Origin of the sequence: Streptomyces sodiiphilus (genome assembly GCF_039529215.1) — a bacterium.
GTDB lineage: Bacteria > Actinomycetota > Actinomycetes > Streptomycetales > Streptomycetaceae > Streptomyces > Streptomyces sodiiphilus.
In genome coordinates this window covers 123,619-144,663 of the sequence record NZ_BAAAMJ010000032.1, presented here as the reverse complement: position 1 = coordinate 144,663, position 21,045 = coordinate 123,619, and the positions used below count along the sequence as shown (strand labels likewise).

At 70.1% G+C, this 21,045-nt stretch carries 20 protein-coding genes and 2 tRNA genes; 17 read left to right on the top strand and 5 right to left on the bottom strand.

What is annotated here, in order from left to right; all coding sequences use genetic code 11:
* Positions 1-24: 24 nt before the first annotated feature.
* Positions 25-288 (bottom strand): helix-turn-helix transcriptional regulator, encoded by a 264-nt coding sequence (locus tag ABD299_RS16660; RefSeq protein WP_344263119.1) that lies wholly within the window; start codon positions 286-288, stop codon positions 25-27.
* A 1,289-nt stretch (positions 289-1,577) separates the two neighbouring features.
* Here ABD299_RS16660 and ABD299_RS16655 point away from each other — a divergent pair.
* Both ABD299_RS16655 and ABD299_RS16650 read left to right on the top strand, forming a co-directional pair.
* Positions 1,578-2,132, top strand: coding sequence for a hypothetical protein (locus ABD299_RS16655; protein WP_344263117.1), 555 nt, complete (start codon positions 1,578-1,580; stop codon positions 2,130-2,132).
* 5 nt (positions 2,133-2,137) lie between these two features.
* Complete coding sequence (locus ABD299_RS16650) at positions 2,138-3,412, top strand: tyrosine-type recombinase/integrase (RefSeq protein ID WP_344263115.1); 1,275 nt, start codon at positions 2,138-2,140, stop codon at positions 3,410-3,412.
* A gap of 87 nt (positions 3,413-3,499) precedes the next feature.
* On the opposite strand, the gene ABD299_RS16645 is transcribed toward ABD299_RS16650, so the two are convergent.
* Positions 3,500-3,583: transfer RNA gene (locus ABD299_RS16645), tRNA-Leu, on the bottom strand.
* Between the two features lie 398 nt (positions 3,584-3,981).
* Between ABD299_RS16645 and ABD299_RS16640 the strand changes: the two genes are divergently transcribed.
* From ABD299_RS16640 to pknB, 6 genes are all read left to right on the top strand, one after another.
* On the top strand, positions 3,982-4,773 hold the full coding sequence (locus tag ABD299_RS16640; RefSeq protein WP_344263112.1) for an FHA domain-containing protein: 792 nt from the start codon (positions 3,982-3,984) through the stop codon (positions 4,771-4,773).
* A gap of 10 nt (positions 4,774-4,783) precedes the next feature.
* A complete protein-coding gene (locus ABD299_RS16635) occupies positions 4,784-5,293 on the top strand; it encodes an FHA domain-containing protein FhaB/FipA (protein ID WP_344263110.1) in 510 nt (169 codons plus the stop codon).
* Positions 5,294-5,362: 69 nt separating this feature from the next.
* The gene (locus ABD299_RS16630) at positions 5,363-6,739 is read left to right on the top strand and encodes a Stp1/IreP family PP2C-type Ser/Thr phosphatase (protein ID WP_344263108.1); all 1,377 of its coding nucleotides are present in this window, start codon (positions 5,363-5,365) and stop codon (positions 6,737-6,739) included.
* Positions 6,740-6,749: 10 nt separating this feature from the next.
* Positions 6,750-8,147, top strand: a complete 1,398-nt coding sequence (locus ABD299_RS16625; RefSeq protein WP_344263106.1) for an FtsW/RodA/SpoVE family cell cycle protein — start codon at positions 6,750-6,752, stop codon at positions 8,145-8,147.
* Positions 8,144-9,610: a peptidoglycan D,D-transpeptidase FtsI family protein gene (locus tag ABD299_RS16620; RefSeq protein WP_344263103.1), complete on the top strand. Its 1,467-nt coding sequence runs from the start codon at positions 8,144-8,146 to the stop codon at positions 9,608-9,610. Before ABD299_RS16625 ends, ABD299_RS16620 begins: the two co-directional genes overlap by 4 nt.
* A 178-nt stretch (positions 9,611-9,788) precedes the next feature.
* Positions 9,789-11,738: a Stk1 family PASTA domain-containing Ser/Thr kinase gene (gene pknB / locus ABD299_RS16615; protein ID WP_344263276.1), complete on the top strand. Its 1,950-nt coding sequence runs from the start codon at positions 9,789-9,791 to the stop codon at positions 11,736-11,738.
* Between the two features lie 132 nt (positions 11,739-11,870).
* On the opposite strand, the gene ABD299_RS16610 is transcribed toward pknB, so the two are convergent.
* Entirely contained in the window at positions 11,871-12,587 is a 717-nt protein-coding gene (locus tag ABD299_RS16610) for a DUF5324 family protein (protein ID WP_344263101.1), read from the bottom strand.
* A 215-nt stretch (positions 12,588-12,802) separates the two neighbouring features.
* On the opposite strand from ABD299_RS16610, the gene ABD299_RS16605 reads away from it, so the two are divergent.
* Together ABD299_RS16605 and ABD299_RS16600 are read left to right on the top strand one after the other, a co-directional pair.
* A complete protein-coding gene (locus ABD299_RS16605) occupies positions 12,803-13,336 on the top strand; it encodes a peptidylprolyl isomerase (RefSeq protein ID WP_344263098.1) in 534 nt (177 codons plus the stop codon).
* Positions 13,337-13,441: 105 nt separating this feature from the next.
* Positions 13,442-14,317, top strand: coding sequence for a rhomboid family intramembrane serine protease (locus tag ABD299_RS16600; protein ID WP_344263096.1), 876 nt, complete (start codon positions 13,442-13,444; stop codon positions 14,315-14,317).
* 244 nt (positions 14,318-14,561) lie between these two features.
* On the opposite strand, the gene crgA is transcribed toward ABD299_RS16600, so the two are convergent.
* Positions 14,562-14,867, bottom strand: a complete 306-nt coding sequence (gene crgA, locus ABD299_RS16595; RefSeq protein ID WP_344263094.1) for a cell division protein CrgA — start codon at positions 14,865-14,867, stop codon at positions 14,562-14,564.
* A gap of 84 nt (positions 14,868-14,951) precedes the next feature.
* Here crgA and ABD299_RS16590 point away from each other — a divergent pair, with 84 nt between their 5' ends.
* From ABD299_RS16590 to ABD299_RS16570, 5 genes are all read left to right on the top strand, one after another.
* Positions 14,952-15,710 (top strand): DUF881 domain-containing protein, encoded by a 759-nt coding sequence (locus ABD299_RS16590; RefSeq protein WP_344263092.1) that lies wholly within the window; start codon positions 14,952-14,954, stop codon positions 15,708-15,710.
* Between the two features lie 94 nt (positions 15,711-15,804).
* Positions 15,805-15,984 carry a hypothetical protein gene (locus ABD299_RS16585; RefSeq protein ID WP_344263090.1) on the top strand — a complete coding sequence of 60 codons (180 nt, stop codon included), beginning with the start codon at positions 15,805-15,807 and terminating at the stop codon, positions 15,982-15,984.
* Positions 15,981-16,667, top strand: a complete 687-nt coding sequence (locus tag ABD299_RS16580; protein WP_344263088.1) for an aminodeoxychorismate/anthranilate synthase component II — start codon at positions 15,981-15,983, stop codon at positions 16,665-16,667. The genes ABD299_RS16585 and ABD299_RS16580 overlap by 4 nt, the downstream gene beginning before the upstream one ends.
* Positions 16,664-18,019, top strand: a complete 1,356-nt coding sequence (locus ABD299_RS16575; protein ID WP_344263086.1) for a class E sortase — start codon at positions 16,664-16,666, stop codon at positions 18,017-18,019. The genes ABD299_RS16580 and ABD299_RS16575 overlap by 4 nt, the downstream gene beginning before the upstream one ends.
* Before the next feature lie 22 nt (positions 18,020-18,041).
* Positions 18,042-18,842 carry a class E sortase gene (locus ABD299_RS16570; protein WP_344263084.1) on the top strand — a complete coding sequence of 267 codons (801 nt, stop codon included), beginning with the start codon at positions 18,042-18,044 and terminating at the stop codon, positions 18,840-18,842.
* Positions 18,843-18,885: 43 nt separating this feature from the next.
* Here the strand turns inward: ABD299_RS16570 and ABD299_RS16565 are convergent.
* Positions 18,886-18,958: transfer RNA gene (locus ABD299_RS16565), tRNA-Ala, on the bottom strand.
* Positions 18,959-19,085: 127 nt separating this feature from the next.
* On the opposite strand from ABD299_RS16565, the gene ABD299_RS16560 reads away from it, so the two are divergent.
* Positions 19,086-19,646, top strand: a complete 561-nt coding sequence (locus tag ABD299_RS16560; protein ID WP_344263082.1) for a DNA-binding protein — start codon at positions 19,086-19,088, stop codon at positions 19,644-19,646.
* Between the two features lie 73 nt (positions 19,647-19,719).
* A complete protein-coding gene (locus tag ABD299_RS16555; RefSeq protein WP_344263080.1) occupies positions 19,720-21,015 on the top strand; it encodes a serine/threonine-protein kinase in 1,296 nt (431 codons plus the stop codon).
* The last annotated feature ends 30 nt before the right edge of the window (positions 21,016-21,045 follow it).

Genomic DNA, 21,045 nt, shown 5'->3' with positions numbered 1-21,045 from the left:
CATGGGGTCTTCAGTGCCCATTTCTCATACCTCACTCTTGTTCTGCTGGAGCCGCGCCAGATGGATAGCCAAAATCGTCTCTTCGTCGCCCCCGGCCTGCTCCACAAGCGATTCAACGGGAATCCGAAGGGCGGAAGCGATCGAAACAAACCGAACGAGATTCGGCTTACGCTTCCCCCATTCCCACTGATACACCGCCTGAGCGCTCACCCCCACCCGCGCCGCCAGCTCCTCAACCGACATTCCTAGCGCTTCCCGCCGGGCCTTCCCCCGCTTCGGGTCATACATCAACTCACCATCCAACGAAAGAGTAGAGAACAGGGAAAACAGACAGGCCCCGGAACGGAATCCGGAGCCTGTTCTTTGTCAGGAAGATAAAGAAACTCCTCCCTGGCAGTGGAAGACCACTTCCTACTAAACGTAGGTGTGAATCTTCCGAGTCCTCACAGAGAAACCCTGAAGTGGGAGCCACGTCACACCGAACGGCAAGGCCAAGGAACGGTTTCCCGGGCCGCCTCTGAGGGGCGGCCGGTGGACACACTCACAAGAGGACAACGTAAGAGAGATGCGGCCCCCCTACCCCCCAGCCGGTGACCAGTCGGCCCGGAGGGTAGGGAAGCCCGTCCTCTCTCCGCTGTCCCCTCTCACAGGGAGGTATCCGCAGAGACCCGTTCGAGCGCGAACGCTCCGGACTTGGTGACGGCCCCGGCTCACTTCCGCGTCAGAGGTCCACCGCCCAGCGGACATGACTCCAAAGGGCGCCCAAGAGTGAGAAGACAAGCCCTCTACAAGGTAGGAATTAAAGCGACGCTGCCGTAGCCGCGCGGTTAAGCCCGGCCCAGATGTCCCGGTACCCCTGGAGTTCTTGACTGTCCAGTCCCGGGAAGTCATAGACCAAGTTCCTGTGCTTCCCGAGATGAAGACCGGCCCGCCGCAGCCGTGCCGTGTGCGCTCGCGCGGCCTTCTGGTGCTCCGGGCAATACTTGCGAGGCTTCCCCCGCCCCCGAGGCTGCCCAGGGGCATACAGGGCCACCCCGCACCCCTTCCAACGGCAGATCCCACAGTCCTCCCCTGACTGTGACTCCCGCCCGGCGAAAGAGAAGCCGCCCAGATCCACCAGTTCAGCCAGAACCGCACGCCGGCCGTTTCCGTCATCGGAATGAGGAACGGCACTCATCAGCGACTCAAGTTCTCGCATCTCAAATATCGGATCGAAGTCAGGATACGAAGCGATCATCCCAGTAAGAGCCAGGGGAGCGAAACCAGCATGAGCACCGTTCAAGGTTTCAAAGGAACTAACCCCAGTCGCCCCCTTCCACGGTTCTGGAAACGGGTCTCCGCAATCATCAGGCACCCCGGAAATTATCCGGTCTGCTTCCCTTTCCAAGGTTGCCCGCTCGTGGTCGGAGGTCGGCGGGATGGTGCGTTCCCCGTTGCGCATGTTGCCCTTCCGTTGCGTGCTCTCCTGTCCTCAGAGTGCAGGCACGCGAACGTGTTGCACAACGTTCGCCATCGTGGCATCACTCACCCACCGAACCCCTTGCAGAGCGTTCGCCTACGGGGTTACTCTGCTGAGCGTGAACACACACAGCAACGAGACCGGCCCTCCCCAGGGCTGGCAGCGCGAAGACGGATCACTCAAGTGGCGCCACTGGGAAGGCCCTTGGAAGATCGAGATCACCTGCATGGAAGGCGGGCCGTTCAACGGCCCTACGGACCTGTCCATCAGCCTCCACGTCGCGGGGGACGACGAGACCCTTGTCCGCCTCACCGAAGAGGCGATCTCAACCAACGGCATCCCCGCCTCACTCCTGCGACAGGTCCCGCTAGCGGAGATCAAAGCCCAGGCCCGCGCCATCCTCGCCCCCCAAGAGGGCAAGGACATGCACACCCCGTGGCCAGTCCCGGAGCGCTGCCGCACCGATACGGACTACGCCCTTCTGGTCGCCGAGCTGGCCCGGATGCGGGCCACCGGAAGCACCGCCCCACAGGGTGACTTGGCCGCCCGTCTCGGCATCGGCAAAGCAACCATGTCCGAACGAATCAAACGGGCCAAGGACCGGGGCCTGTGGGACGGCCGGCAGCTCACCGACAAGGCACGGCAGATCCTCAACCAGTGGAAGGACCAGTAACAGCGGTGGCGAAGAGAGGAAACGGACTGGGGAGCACCCCAGTTGAGATCAGCCGCAAGGGCCGCGCGAACACGTGGGGTGTCCGCACGCCCCTGCACTTCGACCGGTCCCAGGGCAAGCACGTCCGGCCCTGGATCGGCCGTGACTTCCCGACGAAGACAGCCGCAGAACGCGCCCTCCGGAAGTGGATCACTGACCACGAGGCCGGGAAGGTCGTCGTCGCCTCCGACATGGCCTTGGGTGACTGGCTGGACAAGTGGTTGAAGAACCACCGCAAGGAAGGGACGACCATGGCCGGGTACGAGACCAAGATCCGGCTTCACATCAAGCCGCACATCGGCACGGTCAAACTGAAGGAGATCACCGAGGACACATTGGACGACCTGTACCGGCTGCTGGAGACGGCCCCCTGCCCAACGAACAAGGGCAAGCCGCTGGGAGCGAAGTCCGTCCGGCACGTACACAACATCCTGTCCCGCGCTCTGGGGGCCGCCGTGCCCAAGCTGATCCCCTCCAACCCGGCGGCCACGGCTCACCCGCCCACCCAGCGGCAGATCAAGGCCCAGGAGCAGAAGTACCCGACCTTGAACGACTCGGAGACGACACGGTTCCTGCGGGCCGTGTGGGAACCGTGCGGGATCAAGGTGTGTGACGGCGGCCTGACGCATCACTGCCTGCGAGACGCGCCGCTGTGGACGTTCATAGCCGTGACCGGCTGCCGCCGGAGTGAGGCGCTGGGGCTTCGCTGGGAAGACGTGCACTGGGCTACCGGGGCCGTTGACCTGTCCTGGGTCGTGGTGGAGGAGGGCAACGTCTTCCGTCACCGACCACTCACGAAGGACGGAGACGACGCGGCGACCATCTACGTTGACCAGTCCGTCATCAACGTTCTGAAGTGGCAGCGCGAGCGCCAGCGCGCCGAGATCGCGCGTCTCGGGGCAGCCTGGACCGATCACGGCTTGGTGTTCGCCCGGGACGGGCACCGAGTGCACAAGACGAGCCGGATCGGCGGTCCGCAGGACCCAGAGAAGGTGTCGGCCCGCTGGAGGCGGCTCCGTACGCGCCTGCGGCTCCCGGAGGGCTTCCGCATACATGATCTGCGCCACAGCTACGTCACGAACGGTCTGGAGGCCGGGGAGAACCCGGTGGAGGTCTCCGCGAACGTTCGGCACCACTCCCCGGGCTACACCATGGCCCGCTACGGCCACAGCCGGAAGGACGGCGCGATCCGCCTTGCGGCCAGCAGCGCCAACCGGGTCCGGGTCTCGGGTCTGGTCTAGCCAGTCCTCCGGGCCGTTGGTCACGTGGTTGGTCACGCCGCCGCCCGGAAAACAGAAAAACCCCTGATCAACAGGGGTCTCTGTGAGTGCGCGAGGGGGGAGTTGAACCCCCACGCCCTTTCGGGCACTGGAACCTGAATCCAGCGCGTCTGCCTATTCCGCCACCCGCGCATGGGTGCTGCCGGTTGTCAGTATCCCACATCCGCCCGACCTGTCCGTACCCATCTGTACCGACCTGCCGTGTGCGGTGCGAGCGCCTCCCGACACACAGAAGGCTAACACGCTCCGAACCGTGCCCTCACCTCCGTAACCACCGTCCCGAAGCCCCCGATGCGCCCCCCGCCGGGCACGCGGCGGCACTTCTGTCCGCGCATGCGGGACACTGTGCAGTGCACCCCTCTACGATCCGGGGTGCGGCGGCAGGCGGAAGGCGGATGACCACCCGCCGACCGGGCAGGTCATCACGGGAACCACCCGGTGGCCTCGCGCGTGGATACGATCGGCGAACACGACCGCCCGGTCCCGCGGGCGCGGACGCAGGGAACTGGGACGGCGGAAGGAGGTGCACCATGGGAGTACTGAAGCGCTTTGAGGAGCGTCTCGAAGGCCTCGTCAACGGCACCTTCGCCAAGGTCTTCAAGTCCGAGGTGCAGCCGGTCGAGATCGCGGGCGCGCTGCAGCGCGAGTGCGACAACAACGCGACCATCTGGAACCGCGAGCGCACCGTGGTGCCCAACGACTTCATCGTGGAGCTCAGCACGGGCGACTTCGACCGGCTCAGCCCCTACTCCGGGCAGCTCGGGGACGAACTCGCGGGAATCGTGAGGGAGTACGCAAAGCAGCAGCGCTACACCTTCATGGGCGAGATCAAGGTCCACCTGGAGAAGTCCGCGGGCCTGGACACCGGCCTGTACCGGGTGCGCAGCCGCACCCTGGCCTCCAGCACCTCCGCGCACAGCGCGCCCCCGCCGCAGCAGCACGCGTACCCCCCGCCCCCCGCCGTGCCCCCGCCGGGCGCCCCCGCGCCGGCCGGTTACGGCTACGGCTACCCGCAGGGGCCCGTCACCGCGCAGGGCGGCCGCACCCGCCGCTGGATCGAGATCAACGGCACCCGCCACCAGATCTCCCGGCCCACCCTGGTGCTGGGCCGCAGCACCGAGGCCGACGTGCGCGTGGACGACCCCGGGGTCTCCCGCCGGCACTGCGAGATCCAGGCCGGCGAGCCCACCACCATCCGCGACCTCGGTTCCACCAACGGCATCGTGGTGGACGGACAGCACACCAAGCGCGCTACGCTCCGCGACGGATCACGGATCATCGTCGGAAGTACGACAGTCATCTACCGGCAAGCCGAAGGGTGAAGCGGGGGCAATGTCAGAGCTGACCCTGACGGTCATGAGGCTGGGCTTCCTGGCCGTCCTGTGGCTGTTCGTCATCGTGGCCGTGCAGGTCATCCGCAGCGACCTGTTCGGCACCCGGGTCACCCAGCGCGCCACCGTCCGCCGCGCCCCGGAGCCGGGCGGCCCGCGCCGCCGGCAGCAGGCGCCCGCCCAGCGCGGCGGACGCGGCGGACGGCAGCGCCGCGGCGCGCCCACCAAGCTGGTCATCACCGAGGGCTCCCTCACCGGAACCACTGTCGCGCTGCAGGGGCAGACCATTACGCTCGGCCGGGCACACGACTCCACGATCGTGCTGGACGACGACTACGCCTCGGGGCGCCACGCCAGGATCTACCCCGACCGCGACGGCCAGTGGATCGTGGAGGATCTCGGATCCACCAACGGCACCTATCTCGACCGGTCACGACTCACCCAGCCGATGCCCATCCCGCCCGGTGCACCGATCCGGATCGGCAAGACGGTCATCGAGCTGCGGAAGTAGGGCCCCAAACATGACGACCGGAGGCTGGGCACCGTGCGGAGATTTCCGGAGCCGGCGGGTGAGGCGAACATGAGCCTGTCACTGCGATTCGCCGCCGGCTCCCACGTCGGCATGATCCGCGACCACAACGAGGATTCCGGTTACGCCGGCCCCCGGCTGCTCGCCGTGGCCGACGGCATGGGCGGCCAGGCGGCCGGCGAGGTCGCCAGCTCCGAGGTCATCTCCACCCTCGTCCAGCTCGACGACGACATCCCCGGCTCCGACATCCTCACCTCGCTCGACGACTCGGTGCAGCGCGCCAACGACCAGCTGCGCTCGATGGTCGAGGAGGACCCGCAGCTCGACGGCATGGGCACCACCCTGACCGCGCTGCTGTGGACCGGCCGGCGGCTCGGCCTGGTGCACGTCGGAGACTCCCGCGCCTACCTGCTGCGCGCCGGCGAGCTCACCCAGATCACCCAGGACCACACCTGGGTGCAGCGGCTGGTCGACGAGGGCCGGATCACCGAGGAGGAGGCCACCACCCACCCGCAGCGTTCGCTGCTGATGCGGGCCCTGGGCAGCGCCGACCACATCGAGGCCGACCTGTCCATCCGCGAGGTCCGCGCCGGGGACCGCTACCTGCTGTGCTCCGACGGCCTGTCGGGCGTGGTCAGCCACGAGACCATGCAGCACACCCTGAGCGCCTTCGCCGCGCCCCAGGACGCGGTGCGCGAGCTCATCGAGCTGGCACTGCGCGGCGGCGGCCCGGACAACATCACCTGCATCGTCGCCGACGTCCTGGAGGTCGGCTCCCGGGAGACCGACGCCCGCGCCGGCCAGCTCAGCGACGCCCCGCAGATCGTCGGCGCGGTCGCCGAGACCCAGAGCCAGCTGGGCGGCGGCCAGCCGCAGACCCCGGCCGCGCGCGCCGCCGAGCTCCGCCGCCCGCAGCCTGCCGCCGGCGAGGACGGCGCGGACGGCTTCGGCGCGTTCACCGACGAGGAGTACCTGCCGCAGCGGCCCCGCCGCCGGTGGATCAAGCGCACCTTCCTCACCCTGCTCGCCCTCGCCGTCATCGGCGGCGGGCTGTACGCCGGGTACCGCTGGACCCAGGAGCAGTACTACGTGGGGGCCAACGGCGACCACGTGGCGATCTTCCAGGGGGTCAGCCAGGATCTCGGCCCGCTGTCGCTGAGCAGCGTGCACGAGGACCACCCGGCCGTCGAGCTGCGCCACCTGCCGGGCTTCAAGCGGACCGAGGTCGAGAACTCCATCTCGGCCACCGGCCTGCCCCAGGCCCGCGCCACCGTCGCCGAGCTCGGACTCCAGGCCGAGACCTGCCGGCTCGTCGCCGAGCACCGCGAGGCACTCCGCGAGGCCGAGGCGGACGACGAAGCCGACGCGCCGCAGCCGCTCGTGCTCACCGAGGCGCAGCAGGGCGTCCGCCAGCACTGCGGGACGTAAGGGACCGGCCATGAGCAGCACCAGTAACACGACCGTGTCCACCGGCGGCCTTCCCAGCCGCCGGAACACCGAGCTGGCGATGCTCGTGTTCGCGGTGCTGCTGCCGGTCCTGGCCTACCTCAACGTGGGTCTGGCCCGCGACGGAGCGGTGCCGGCCGGGGCGCTCGGCTACGGCCTGGGGCTCGGCCTGCTGGCCGGCGTCGCCCACCTGGTGATGCGCCGGTGGGCGCCGTACGCGGACCCGCTGATGCTGCCCATCGCCACCCTGCTCAACGGACTGGGCCTGGTCCTCATCTGGCGCCTGGACCAGGAGCCGAGCATCACCACCCCGGCCCTCGGCGGGGCGATGGCGCCGGGCCAGCTGATGTGGTCCACGGTCGGGGTGGCGCTGTTCCTCGGGGTGCTGATCTTCCTGAAGGACCACCGCATCCTGCAGCGCTACACCTACATCTCAATGCTGGTGGCGCTCGCCCTCCTGATCGCGCCGATGTTCTACCCGCCGGTCAACGGTGCCCGGATCTGGGTCACCATCCCCGGCGTCGGCTCGCTGCAGCCCGGCGAGTTCGCCAAGATCGTGATCGCGGTGTTCTTCGCCGGCTACCTCATGGTCAAGCGCGACGCCCTGGCGCTGGCCAGCCGCCGCTTCATGGGGCTGTACCTGCCGCGCGGCCGCGACCTCGGGCCGATCCTGGTGATCTGGGGGATCAGCCTCCTCATCCTGATCTTCGAGACCGACCTGGGCATGTCGCTGCTGTTCTTCGGCATCTTCGTGGTCATGCTCTACGTCGCCACCGAGCGCACCAGCTGGATCGTCTTCGGCCTGCTGCTGTCGGCCACCGGCGCGGTCGCTGTCGCCTCGGTCAACGAGCACGTCGGCACCCGGGTCGGCAACTGGCTCGACCCGCTGGCCCTCGGCGCCAACGGCGGCGTCACCGAGACCGCGCAGGCCATGTACGCGTTCGGCTCCGGCGGGCTGCTGGGTGCCGGGCTCGGCCAGGGCTACTCGCGGCTGATCGGCGGCATCGCCACCAAGAGCGACTACATCCTCGCCACCGTCGGCGAGGAGCTGGGACTGGTCGGCCTGATGGCCGTCATCCTGTTGTACGCCCTGCTGATCCAGCGGGGCCTGCGCACCGCGCTGGCCGCCCGCGACCCGTTCGGCAAACTGCTGGCCGTCGGCCTGTCCGGGGTGTTCGCCATCCAGGTCTTCGTGGTCGCCGGCGGTGTCACCGGCCTCATCCCGCTCACCGGCATGACGATGCCGTTCCTGGCCCAGGGCGGCTCCTCGGTCATCGCCAACTGGGCACTGGTCGCGCTGCTGCTGCGCATCAGCGACACCGCCCGCCGCCCCGCGCCCGCCCCGGCGTCCTCGCCCGACGCAGAACAGACTCAGGTGGTCCGAGCATGAACAAACCGATGCGACGGGTGGCCGTCTTCTGCGGCCTGCTCATCCTGGCCCTGCTCCTCCGCGTCAACTATGTGCAGTTCGTCCAGGCCGACGAACTGCAGACCGACCCCAACAACCGGCGCGTCGCGATCAACCAGTACTCCCAGCCGCGCGGCAACATCATCGTCGACGGCAAGGCCATCACCGGCTCCACCGAGACCGACGGCATCGACTTCAAGTTCAAGCGGACCTACACCGACGGCGAGATGTGGGCCCCGGTCACCGGGTACGCCTCCCAGGCCTTCGGCGCGAACCAACTGGAAAAGCTCCACGACTCCATCCTCACCGGGGACGACGACCGGCTGTTCTTCAACCGGACCATCGACATGCTCACCGGCAAGGAGAAGAAGGGCGGCAACGTCGTGACCACCCTGAACGCCGACGCCCAGCGCGCGGCGTTCGAGGGCCTGGGCGACAAGAAGGGCGCGGTCGCCGCGATCAATCCGCAGACCGGGGCGATCCTGGCGCTGGCCAGCACCCCGTCCTACGACCCGTCCAGTTTCGCCGGGTACGGCGCCGCGGACGCCGAGGCGTGGTCCGCGCTCCAGGTGGAGAACAATCCCGACAACCCGATGCTGAACCGGGCGCTGCGCGAGACCTACCCGCCCGGCTCCACGTTCAAGGTGGTGACCGCGGCCGCCGCCCTGGAGGCGGGGCTGGTCTCCTCGGTCGACGACGCGACCGACTACCCCGAGCCCTATCTGCTGCCCGACACCAACGACGTGCCGCTGGACAACCAGATCAAGGGCCGCTGCGAGGACGCCTCGATCCGCATCGCCCTGATGGACTCCTGCAACACCGTCTTCGCCGGGCTCAGCAACGACATCGGCAACGAGAAGATGATCGAGGCGGCGGAGAAGTTCGGCTTCAACAACCCCGAGCTCGACACCCCGGTGCGCGCCGCCGAGAGCGTCTACCCGGAGGACAACCGGCCGCAGAACGCCATGGCCGGCATCGGGCAGGCGTCCAACCGGGCAACTCCGCTGCAGATGGCCATGGTGGCCGCGGCGGTCGCCAACGACGGCAAGCTGATGAAGCCGTACATGGTCGAGTCGCTGGTCGCCAGCGTCAACGTCGTGGAGCAGCACCGGCCCGAGGAACTGAGCCGGCCGCTGTCCCCGGAGAACGCCCAGTCGCTCCAGAAGGCCATGGAGGACACTGTCGAGGAGGGCACCGGCGGCACCGCGAAGATCTCCGGCGTCCGGGTCGGCGGCAAGACCGGTACCGCCCAGCACGGCGAGGGCAACACCGAGCTGCCCTACGCCTGGTTCATCTCCTACGCCATCACCGACGACGGCTCGCCGGTCGCGGTGGCCGTGGTGATCGAGGCCGGTTCCCAGGACCGCACCGAGATCTCCGGTGGCCGCCTGGCGGGCCCGATCGCCAAGGACGTGATGGAGGCGGTGCTCAGCAGGCAGAACTGACCGGCGCCATACCGGTTGGATATCGGCAGGCGACCGCGGCCCGGCAGGCTGGGACCCGACGGGTACGGTATGCCCGGGCCGCAACGGTCCACAGCACTCCCCCAGACTCTGTCCGGGGGTCAACCCCAGCCGGGCCGGCCAGAGGGGACGGCCAGGAGACATGGAGAGGGCTGGAATGATGGAAGAGCCGCGTCGCCTCGGCGGGCGGTACGAACTGGGCCAGGTGCTCGGCCGCGGGGGCATGGCCGAGGTCTACCTGGCCCACGACACGCGCCTCGGCCGCACCGTCGCCGTCAAGACGCTGCGTGCCGACCTCGCCCGCGACCCCACGTTCCAGGCCCGCTTCCGCCGTGAGGCACAGTCGGCGGCCTCGCTGAACCACCCCGCCATCGTCGCCGTCTACGACACCGGCGAGGACTACGTCGACGGGATCTCCATCCCGTACATCGTGATGGAGTACGTCGACGGCTCCACGCTGCGCGAACTGCTGCACTCGGGCCGCAAGCTCCTTCCGGAGCGGGCGCTGGAGATGTGCATCGGCATCCTCCAGGCGCTGGAGTACTCGCACCGCAACGGCATCGTGCACCGCGACATCAAGCCGGCCAACGTCATGCTGAACCGCAACGGCCAGGTCAAGGTGATGGACTTCGGCATCGCCCGCGCCATGGGCGACTCCGGCATGACGATGACACAGACGGCCGCCGTGATCGGCACCGCCCAGTACCTCTCCCCGGAGCAGGCCAAGGGCGAGCAGGTGGACGCCCGCTCCGACCTGTACTCGACCGGCTGCCTGATCTACGAACTCCTCACCGTACGGCCCCCCTTCGTCGGCGACTCCCCGGTGGCGGTGGCCTACCAGCACGTCCGGGAGGAGCCTCAGCCGCCCAGCGTCTACGACCCGGAGATCACTCCTGACATCGACGCCATCGTCCTCAAGGCGCTGACGAAGGACCCGGACTACCGCTACCAGTCCGCGGACGAGATGCGCGCCGACATCGAGGCGTATCTCGACGGGCGCCCGGTGGGCGCGGCGGCGGCGATGGGTGCGGCGGGCTACGGCTACGACGACCGGCCGACCGCGGCGCTGCGCGCCCAGGACCCGGCCACCGCGATGATGCCGGCGGCCGGTGACGAGCCGCCGTACTCGCGCGCCGACCGGCGGCAGAAGAAGAACAACAACACCTCGACCATCCTTCTGGTCGTCGCCGCCGTGCTGGTGCTGATCGGTGCGGTCTTCGTGGGCCGCGCCCTGTTCGGAGGCAGCCCGCCGGAAGCCGGTGTGGAGGTCCCGAACCTGGCGGGCAAGACCGTCGAGGAGGCCGAGCAGGGGGCGGAGAGCGCCGGCTTCCGGGTCGAAGTCGGCGACAGCAAGCCCTGCGACGAGGACGAGGGCCTGATCTGCGAGACCGATCCGGCGGCCGGCTCGGAAATCGAGCGGGACAGCATCGTCACGCTGATCATGTCCGAGGGTCCTGAGATGGTCGAGGTGCCGGATGTCACGGGCCAGGACTACGAGACGGCCCGGGACACCCTGGAGGACCTCGGCCTGGAGGTCAGCCGCGAGGAGGAGGTCTCCGACCAGGCGGCGGGTACCGTGCTCGGCCAGGACCCGGCGGCCTCCGAGGAGGTCGCCCCGGGCTCCACGGTCACGCTGACCGTCGCGGTGGAACCGGAGACGGTCCAGGTGCCGGACGTGGTGGGCCTGCAGTACGACGCGGCCGTGCAGCGGCTGCAGCAGGACGGCTTCACCGCGGCGCAACGGGTGCAGGAGACCAACGACTACCCGGAGAACCAGGTGGTCGCCCAGGACCCGACGGCGGGCTCCTCGCTGAAGCCGGGCTCCCAGATCACCCTGACCATCGCCAAGCCGGCCGAGGAGGACGACGAGTTCGGCATGCCGAACGTGATCGGCCAGCCGGTCCCGCTGGCTCGCCAGCAGCTGGAGGCGGCGGGCCTGAAGGTGGAGATCGAAGGCCCGGGCGGCCCGCAGGCGGTGGTGCACAACACCGACCCGGCGCCCGGTCAGCCGGTCAGCGCCGGGGACAAGGTCAAGCTGTTCTCCGCCGGGTTCGACGACGGCGGGGAGAACGGCGGCGGCGGCTTCATCGGGGGCCGCGGGGACGACTGATCCCCGCCGGCCGGCCGGACACCTTCGGGGCCCGGGTGCCCGCTCCTTCTCCCTCGCGGGAGAGGAACGGGGACCCGGGCCCCACTCTTGTGCGCGCTGCCCCGTGCGCGGCGCCCCGCGCCCGTCCGGGCGTCAGGATTTCCTGCCCTCCTGCCGTTCGGGGGCGTCGGCCTCGATGCCCGCGTCGATCTCCGCCTCGGCCTGCCTGGCCTCGGTGTCCGGGTCCAGCAGCTCCTGCTCCGCGCCCGGGGTGAACTCCCCGACCTCGGTGGCGGCGGTGGGGCCCATCAGCCAGTCGGGGTGGTTCTGACGGTCCCACCACTTCCAGACGGCCAGCCCGGCGCCGAGCACCGCGCCGATCACGCCCAGCCGCTTCAGGGCCCGGACCGTCCTGCCGCGGCGCCTGCGACGGGCGGCGACCTTGCGGACGTCCTTGGCCGTCAGTTCGCCGCGCAGGGCGGCCATCGTCGCCGCGGAGCGCGCCATGGCCGCCTCCCGCACCGGTCCGGCGGCCTCCCTGGCATGCACCACGGCCTCCTCGACGCGGGGTCCGGCGGCGGCCCTGGCCTTGCGGGCGGCCTCGCGGGTGCGTTCCGCGGCGCCGTCGAAGCCGTCCGGCAGCGCACCCCGGGCCTGCTGCAGGCGGGGGGCCAGCTGGGACGTGTAGTGCTTACGGGCCTGCTTGGCGGCACGGTCGGCGTGCGGCCGCAGATACGAGCCGGCCTCGTGCGCGTAGTGCACAGCGCTGTCGCGGGCCGAGACCGCGTAGGGCGCCACCACCTCCGCGGCGTGCCGCACACTGTCCTTCGCGTTGTCGCTCGCCGCGCGCACGCTGTTGTTGCGGGTCACGGTTCCTCCTTCTCGGTGGCGGATACCTCTTGCCATCGCGTGTCCACTCGTGTGCAAATCATGCCGGTTAAGGGCCTCTCGGGCACGCGAAACGGGCATCCGGGGCATCGCGTGTCGCGTGCGCCGGGCGCTCACGCCGGGGGCCGCGCGCCGGATGCCTTCGCCATTCGTGACAGGATCGGTAACCGTCACCACAACCAGACGGAAGGTACATCGTGGCTGAGCAGCTGTACGCCACCCTCAAGACCAACCGAGGCGACATCGTGGTCCGGCTCTTCCCGAACCACGCGCCGAAGACGGTCAAGAACTTTGTCGAGCTCGCCGAGGGTTCCCGCGAGTGGACCAACCCGGCCACCGGCAAGAAGTCCGCCGAGAAGCTGTACGACGGCACGGTCTTCCACCGGGTGATCAGCGGATTCATGATCCAGGGCGGCGACCCGCTCGGCAACGGAACCGGCGGCCCGGGCTACGAGTTCGAGGACGAGATCCACCCGGACCTGGCCTTCACCAAGCCCTACCTGCTGGCCATGGCCAACGCCGGGCCCGGCACCAACGGCTCGCAGTTCTTCATCACCGTCGCCCCCACCGCCTGGCTCACCGGCAAGCACACCATCTTCGGTGAGGTCGCCGACGCCGAGGGCCAGAAGGTGGTCGACGCCATCGTCGGCACCGCGACCGACTCCCGCACCGACCGTCCCGTCGAGGACGTCGTGATCGAGTCGGTCGTCGTGGAGACCCGCGAGGGCTGACCGGCGGGAACCTTTCCGGCCCCCCTGTCCGTAGGATCAGGGGGGCCGCGGCAGGGGCGGGGAGAAGCGGTGCGCCCTCCGGCGTGCCGGAGGGAGAGGGAAGCCATGACGGAGCAGGAACAGCCGCAGCCGGGCCTGGCAGGCTGCTACCGGCACCCGGACCGCGAGACGGGCATCCGCTGCACCCGCTGCGACCGGCCTGTCTGCCCCTCCTGCATGATCTCCGCCTCGGTGGGCTACCAGTGCCCCGACTGCGTCCGGGGCAGCTCCCAGGAGACCCGCGCCACCCGGCCGCGGACCCTGGCCGGGGGCACCGTCGTCTCCGACACCCGGCTGATCACCAAGATCCTCATCGCCGTCAACGCTGTGGTGTTCGTCACCGTGCTCACCGTGGGCGACTCCATGGTCCGCGACCTCGGCCTGATCGGCTACGACGTCGACCCCACCGCGTACACCTGGATCGGCGTCGCCGACGGCGAGTGGTACCGGCTGCTGACCTCGGCGTTCCTGCACCAGCAGATCTGGCACATCGGCTTCAACATGCTGGGCCTGTGGTTCCTCGGCCCGCCGCTGGAGGCGGCCCTGGGCCGGGCCCGCTTCCTGGCGCTCTATCTGATCTCCGCGCTGGCCGGCAGCACCCTCACCTACCTGCTGGCCGCACAGAACCAGCTCACGCTGGGCGCCTCGGGAGCGGTGTTCGGACTCTTCGGCGCCACCGCGGTGCTGATGCGCCGCATGCGGTACGACATGCGGCCGATCGCCGTGCTGCTGGCCATCAACCTGGTCTTCACCTTCACCTGGGCGAACATCGCCTGGCAGGCGCACATCGGCGGGCTGGTCGTCGGCGCGGTCATCGCCTACGCCATGGTCCACGCGCCCCGGGAGAAGCGGCTGCCGGTGCAGTACGGGGTCAGCGCCACCGTCCTGCTGCTGCTCGTCGTCGCCTGTGTGGTGCGCACCCTGCATCTGCTCGGCGGCTGACCCCGACGGGCGGGTTATCCACAGGTATCCACAGGGGGTGCCGGATCTTGTGCACACTGTGGACGACACCACCCCGACCTGGCACGACGCACATTTCCGCAGGCGAACAGGGGTGCGGATATGCCTGACGGGCGGACGGAAGGCGGACGGGCGTTCGACCACCTCCCGAGTTATCCACAGCTTTTCAGATCTTTCGGCAAGCTGTGGATAACTCTGTGGGTACCGCGCCGGGCGATGCCCGGCGCTACTTCCACTGGGTGGAGACGACGAACCCCGCCGCGATGAAGCCGAAGCCGACCACGATGTTCCAGTTGCCCAGCGCGTCCACCGGCAGGCTGCCCTGGGTCACGTAGAAGACCACGATCCAGGCGAGGCCGATCACGAACAGCGCCAGCATGAGCGGAGCCACCCAGTTGCGGCCCGAACCCATGTCGATCTTCGTCTGCTTCTTCTTGTCCTTGTCCGACGTGGCGTCGTTCTTCTTCGCGTCGTTCTTCCTGCCCGACGCGGACACGTCGTCCTTCTTCTTCCGGATCCGGGACTTCGGCACGAGAGGCTCTCCTGTCGATGCGCTGCGGCAGCGCAGCGGAACACGGCGATGGGATCGTCCGTTAGCGTAGTGCTTCACAGGGCGATGAAGGAGACCAGGGTAACGGTGAGCAGGTTCCGCTTTCCGCCGTCGCGCCTGGGGACACTCGGGGTCTTCGTCCTCGCCGGCCTGATCTTCTGGGCCAGCTTCAACGTCTCCCAGGGCAGCAACATCCGCACCGACGACTCCCTGCTGCAGATGTCCGACCTGGTCAGGGAGCGCGGCAAGGAGAACGCCCGGCTGGAGTCCTCGACCGCCGACCTTCGCGCCGACGTCGCCGCGCTGACCCGCCGCGACAACGCCGGCGGCGCCGCCGAGGAGAACCGGCTCGCCGAGGCCGAGGAGACCGCGGGACTGCACGAGCTGACCGGCACGGGCCTCACCGTCACCCTCACCGACGCCCCACCCGACGCCGGCCCCCTGGTGCCCGGCGTCCCCGACCCCAGCCCCAACGACCTGGTCATCCACCAGCAGGACCTCCAGGCCGTGGTCAACGCGCTGTGGCACGGCGGCGCCGAAGGCATCCAGGTCATGGACCAGCGGCTGATATCCACCAGCGCGGTACGCTGCGTCGGCAACACGCTGATCCTTCAGGGCCAGCTCTACTCCCCGCCCTACACCGTCACCGCCGTCGGCGACCGCGACCGGCTCCGCGACGCGCTGGACGACTCACCGGCCATCCGCAACTACCAGCAGTACGTGGCCGCGTACGGCCTCGGATGGAAGGTCCAGGAGCACTCCGAAGTGACCCTGCCCGGCTACACCGGCAGCGTGGACCTGCAGTACGCCGAGCCCGTCGACTGAACCTTCTCCCACCGGCACCGCCGCGTCGTACGCTTGGTGCGCGGCGCCCGGGCGGCGACGCGGGGAGCGGCATGACAGAGAGGGACGCGACACCATGTACGGCTGGATCTGGCGGAACCTGCCGGGCAACACGCTCGTGCGCTCGCTGATCGCTCTGGTGCTCGCACTGGTCGTGATCTACCTGCTCTTCAGCTACGTCTTCCCCTGGGCGGAACCGATGATGCCGTTCAATGACGTGACCGTGGACGACGGACAGGGAGCGACCGGCCGATGACCACACGGATCCTCGTCGTCGACAACTACGACAGCTTCGTCTACAACCTCGTGCAGTATCTGTACCAGCTCGGCGCCGAGTGCCAGGTGCTGCGCAACGACGAGGTCTCCACCGGCGACGTGGCGGCCGGTGGCTTCGACGGCGTGCTGCTGTCCCCCGGCCCCGGCACCCCGGAGGACGCCGGGGTCTGCGTCGAGATGGTGAAGCACTGCGCGGACACCGGCGTCCCCGTCTTCGGGGTCTGCCTGGGCCTGCAGGCCATGGCCGTCGCCCACGGCGGCGTCGTCGGCCGCGCCCCCGAGCTGCTGCACGGCAAGACCTCCCCCGTCGTCCACCGGGACCAGGGCGTCTTCGCCGGGCTGCCGTCCCCCTTCACCGTGACCCGCTACCACTCCCTGGCCGTCGTGGAGGGCACCGTGCCCGACGCGTTGGAGGTCACCGCCCGCACCGCACCCGGCCACGGACCGGACGCCGGACCCGCCGAGGGCGTCATCATGGGCCTGCGGCACCGCGAACTCCCCATCGAGGGAGTCCAGTTCCACCCCGAGTCGGTGCTGACCCACGGCGGCCACCGGATGCTCGCCAACTGGCTCGCCGTCTGCGGGGACGACGCGGCCGTCGGCCGCTCCCACGGGCTCGCCCCGGTGGTGGGCCGCAGCGGACGGCAGGAGCCGACGGCGTGACCGCGGTGCGCCCGGAGGGGGGCGCGGCATGGCGGGGCCAGGAGGAGGACCCCTACGCCGCTCCGGGCGCGTTCGAGGCCGCCGTGGAGGCTCTGGACGATCCCCTGAACGACCCCCTGCCCGGGCAGGGGAGGACATCGGGGCCACAGCCGGCCGACGGTCACGACCTGTACCGGCGGGACCCGCAGCGGCCACGCGGACGGCACGCCGCGGGGCGTACGCCGTCCGGTGGCACAGCCGGCGGCGCGGACGGCGGATACCCGCCCGGTGCCGGCTGGGCGGAACCGGCGGCGGAGGGCGGAGGCGACCCGCTGCACGCCCCCGGCGACCCCTACGGCACGTACCCCGGCGGAAATCCCGTCCCCGGCCCCTCCGCCGGCACCGGCGGCGAGGAGGCGACGCGGCACTGGGCCGGGCCCGCAGCCGGGTCCCCCGGGCCCGCAGCCTTCGGGGACTCCGAGACGATGGCCCTGCGTCTCCCTGCGCACCTCGCCGCGGGGGACCCGGAGACGATGGCCCTGCTCCGCCCGGCGGACCTCACCGGCTCCGTGCCCGCAGCGGACGGGGACACCCCGCCGGACGGCACCCCGGACCCCGGTCCGGCCCCCGCTCCCGCCCCCGGCGGCCGGGCCGCCCGCCGCAAGGCGGCCAAGGCCCGCGAGATCACGCTGGGCTCCAAGGTCGCCAACGTGCTGGGCGAGCTCATGATCACCACCGGCGTGCTGCTGCTGCTGTTCGTCACCTACCAGCTGTGGTGGACGAACGTGGAGGCCAGGGCGCACGCGAACAACGAGGCGGACTCCCTGCGCGACCAGTGGGAGGGAAGCGAGCGCGGAGCGGACGACCGCGAGCCGGGCACCTTCTCGCCCGGCGAGGGGTTCGCCCTCCTCTATCTGCCCACGCTGGACGTCCGCGTCCCCATCGCCGAGAGCGTCGACGAGGCCACCGTCCTGGACAAGGGCATGACCGGCCACTACACCGCGGAGGACGGCCTGCCCACCGCCATGCCCTGGGACGAGGAGGGCAACTTCGGACTGGCCGGGCACCGCAACACCCACGGCGAGCCGTTCCGGTACATCAACCGGCTGGATCCCGGTGACCCGATCGTGGTCGAGACGGAGACCACGTACTACGTGTACGAGATGACGAGCCGCCTGGACTCCACCTCGCCCTCCAACATCGCCGTCCTGGACCCGGTTCCCGAACAGGGCGGCTTCACCGAGCCGGGCCGCTACATCACCCTGACCACGTGCACGCCCGAGTTCACCTCCACGTACCGTCTGATCGTCTGGGGGCAGCTGGCGGAGGAGCGTCCACGCAGCGAGGGGCTGCCCGATGCCCTCGTCAACTGAACCTGAGCGGAGAACGGAGCCCGTGGCACCACACCCGGACCAGTCAGCACCCCCCGCCCGCACGGAGCCGGCCGGCGCCGGCCCCGACGACGCGGCGGACGAACCCGCGCCGCCCGCGGTGTCCGGCCGGCCGCGCGGGGGCCTGAGGATCGTCGCCACCGCCGTCAGCCTGTTCGGTGAACTGCTCATCACCGCCGGCCTGGTGCTCGGCCTCTTCGTCGTCTACTCGCTGTGGTGGACCAACGTGCTCGCCAACCAGGAGGCCAAGCGGGACGCCGACACGGTCCGGGAGGCCTGGGAGCAGTCCCCGGGGGACGACCCCCGGGAGTACGACCCGCAGGACGGCATCGGCTTCCTGCACGTCCCCTCCATGACCTCGGACGACATCCTCGTCAAGGAGGGCATCGACCTCCCCACCCTGAACGGCGGCGTCGCCGGCTACTACGACGAGCCCGTCGAATCGGCGATGCCGTGGGATCGCAGCGGCAACTTCTCGCTGGCCGCCCACCGCGACGGACACGGCGCCAAGTTCCACCACATCGACAGGATCGAGGAAGGCGACCCGATCGTCTTCGAGACCAAGAACACCTGGTACATCTACCGGGCGTACGCCATCCTCCCCGAGACCTCCAAGTACAACATCGGGGTCCTGGACCCGGTCCCGGCCGAGTCCGGGCGCACCGAGGAAGGCCGCTACATCACACTGACGACCTGCACCCCGGTGTTCACCTCGAAGTACCGGTACATCGTGTGGGGCGAGTTGGAGCGCACGGAGCCGATCGACGAGGACCGCACGCTGCCCGAGGAACTGCGGCAGGAATGACAGCGGCCGGGCCGCCCGAGGAGGGCGGCCCGGCCCGCGACCGTGGAGCCTAGGAGAGTCGAACTCCTGACATCTGCCATGCAAAGACAGCGCTCTACCAACTGAGCTAAGGCCCCGTCGTGACCAGACTACCCAATCTTCCCCCCGGTTTCCGACCGGGTATCGCCCACGGCCGGGTCGCTCCGTAGGATGACGCGCAACTTCGCGCACGTGAAGCGCTCAGGGGAAATCAGGGGAGAGGCCATGGACGCAGCACAGCAGGAGGCGACGGAGAAGGCCAGAGAGCAGCAGACGACGTGGTACGGAGAGCCGCTGGGGGCGCTCTTCCGCCGCCTGATCGCCGACCTGGGACTGAACCAGGCACGGCTCGCCGTCGTCCTGGGGCTCTCGGCACCCATGCTGTCGCAGCTGATGAGCGGACAGCGGGCGAAGATCGGCAACCCGGCGGTCGTCCAGCGCGTCCGCGCGCTCCAGGATCTCGCCGCCGAGGTGCGCAGCGGCCACCTCAGCGCCTCGGAGGCCACCGCGGCCATGGAGGAGATCCGCCGCACGGCCGGGGGAAACGTGCTGTCCACGAACGCCACCGCGACCCGGTCGAGCACCGCCGGGGTCCCGGCGAACCCGACCAAGCGCGTGGTGCGCGAGATCCAGGCGCTGCTGCGGTCGGTCTCCGACGCCGCGGAGATCCAGAGCGCCGCCAAGGTGCTGGCCGACACGCACCCCGAACTCGCCGAGTTCCTCCGGGTGTACGGGGTGGCCCGTACCCGGGAGGCCATCGAGCACTACGAGACCCATCAGGGCTGAGACGACGGACTGGGACACTGGATGCGGACAGCCGGCAGGACGGGTCACCGACGCAGAGAGCGGACACAGCACGATGGGTGAGGTCTTCGCGGGTCGATACGAACTGATCGACCCGATCGGACGCGGGGGTGCCGGGGCCGTATGGCGGGCCTGGGACCACCGCCGCAAGCGCTATGTCGCGGCGAAGGTACTGCTGCAGTCCGACGCCCACACGCTGTTGCGCTTCGTCCGCGAACAGGCGCTGCGCATCGACCACCCGCATGTGCTGGCCCCCGCCAGCTGGGCGGCCGACGACGACAAGGTCCTGTTCACCATGGACCTCGTCCGGGGCGGCTCGCTGGCCCACCTCATCGGGGACTACGGCCCGCTGCCGCCCGCCTTCGTGTGCACCCTGCTGGACCAGCTGCTGGCCGGTCTCCAGGCGGTGCACGACGAAGGGGTGGTGCACCGCGACATCAAGCCGGCCAACATCCTGCTGGAACCCACCGGCACCGGGCGCCCGCACCTGAGGCTGTCGGACTTCGGCATCTCCATGCGCAAGGGCGAGCCGCGGCTGACCGACACCAGCTTCGTGCTGGGCACCCCCGGGTACTTCGCCCCCGAGCAGATGCGCGGCGCCGAGCCGGACTACCCCGCGGACCTGTACGCGGTCGGCCTGGTCGCGCTGTACCTGCTGACCGGCCGCAAGCCCGACTCCGAGCAGCTGATGGTCGCCTACCGGGAGTCCGGCGGGGTGCCCGAGGCTCCCGAGGGCGTCCCCGAGGCGCTGTGGCAGGTGCTGGGAAACCTCCTCCAGCCGGACCCGGACGCCCGGTTCCGTACCGCGACCGGCACCCGCAGAGCGATCGCCTCCGCCGCCGAACTGCTGCCCGGCACGCCGGAGCAGGACGGCGTGGAGGTCTTCGACCAGCTCGGGCCGCTGCCGCCCGGGTTCGGCCCGGACGGCCCGCTCGGGCGCGCCCCGGGCGCCGGGCCGGCCGGTGCCGTGCCGCCGGCTCCCTCGGAGACCGGCAGCTACCACCTGCCGCCGCCCCCGCCGGTGCCCGAGCCCCCCAGCACACCCCCCGGCACGCCGTCCGGCACACCGTCCGGGACGGCACCCGTGCCGCCGCCCCCGTACCCGGTCTCCGGTCAGCAGCCGGCATACCCCGCCGGTGTCCACGAGCAGCCCACCGCCATGGCGCACGCCCCGCAGCCTCCGGCCGGATACGGCTACCCGCATCCGGCACCGGCGACGCCGACCGCGGGCGTCACCGCGGCGGCACCCCGCCCGGCCAGGCCGGGACCGTCCGCGAAGGTCTCGGTGCCGCTCCAGCTGCTCGCCGTGGCCCTCATCGCCGTCGGCCTCTGGCTCGTCCTCACCGCCTGAGCCGGGGCCCGGCGGTGAGCGCCCGGGCCC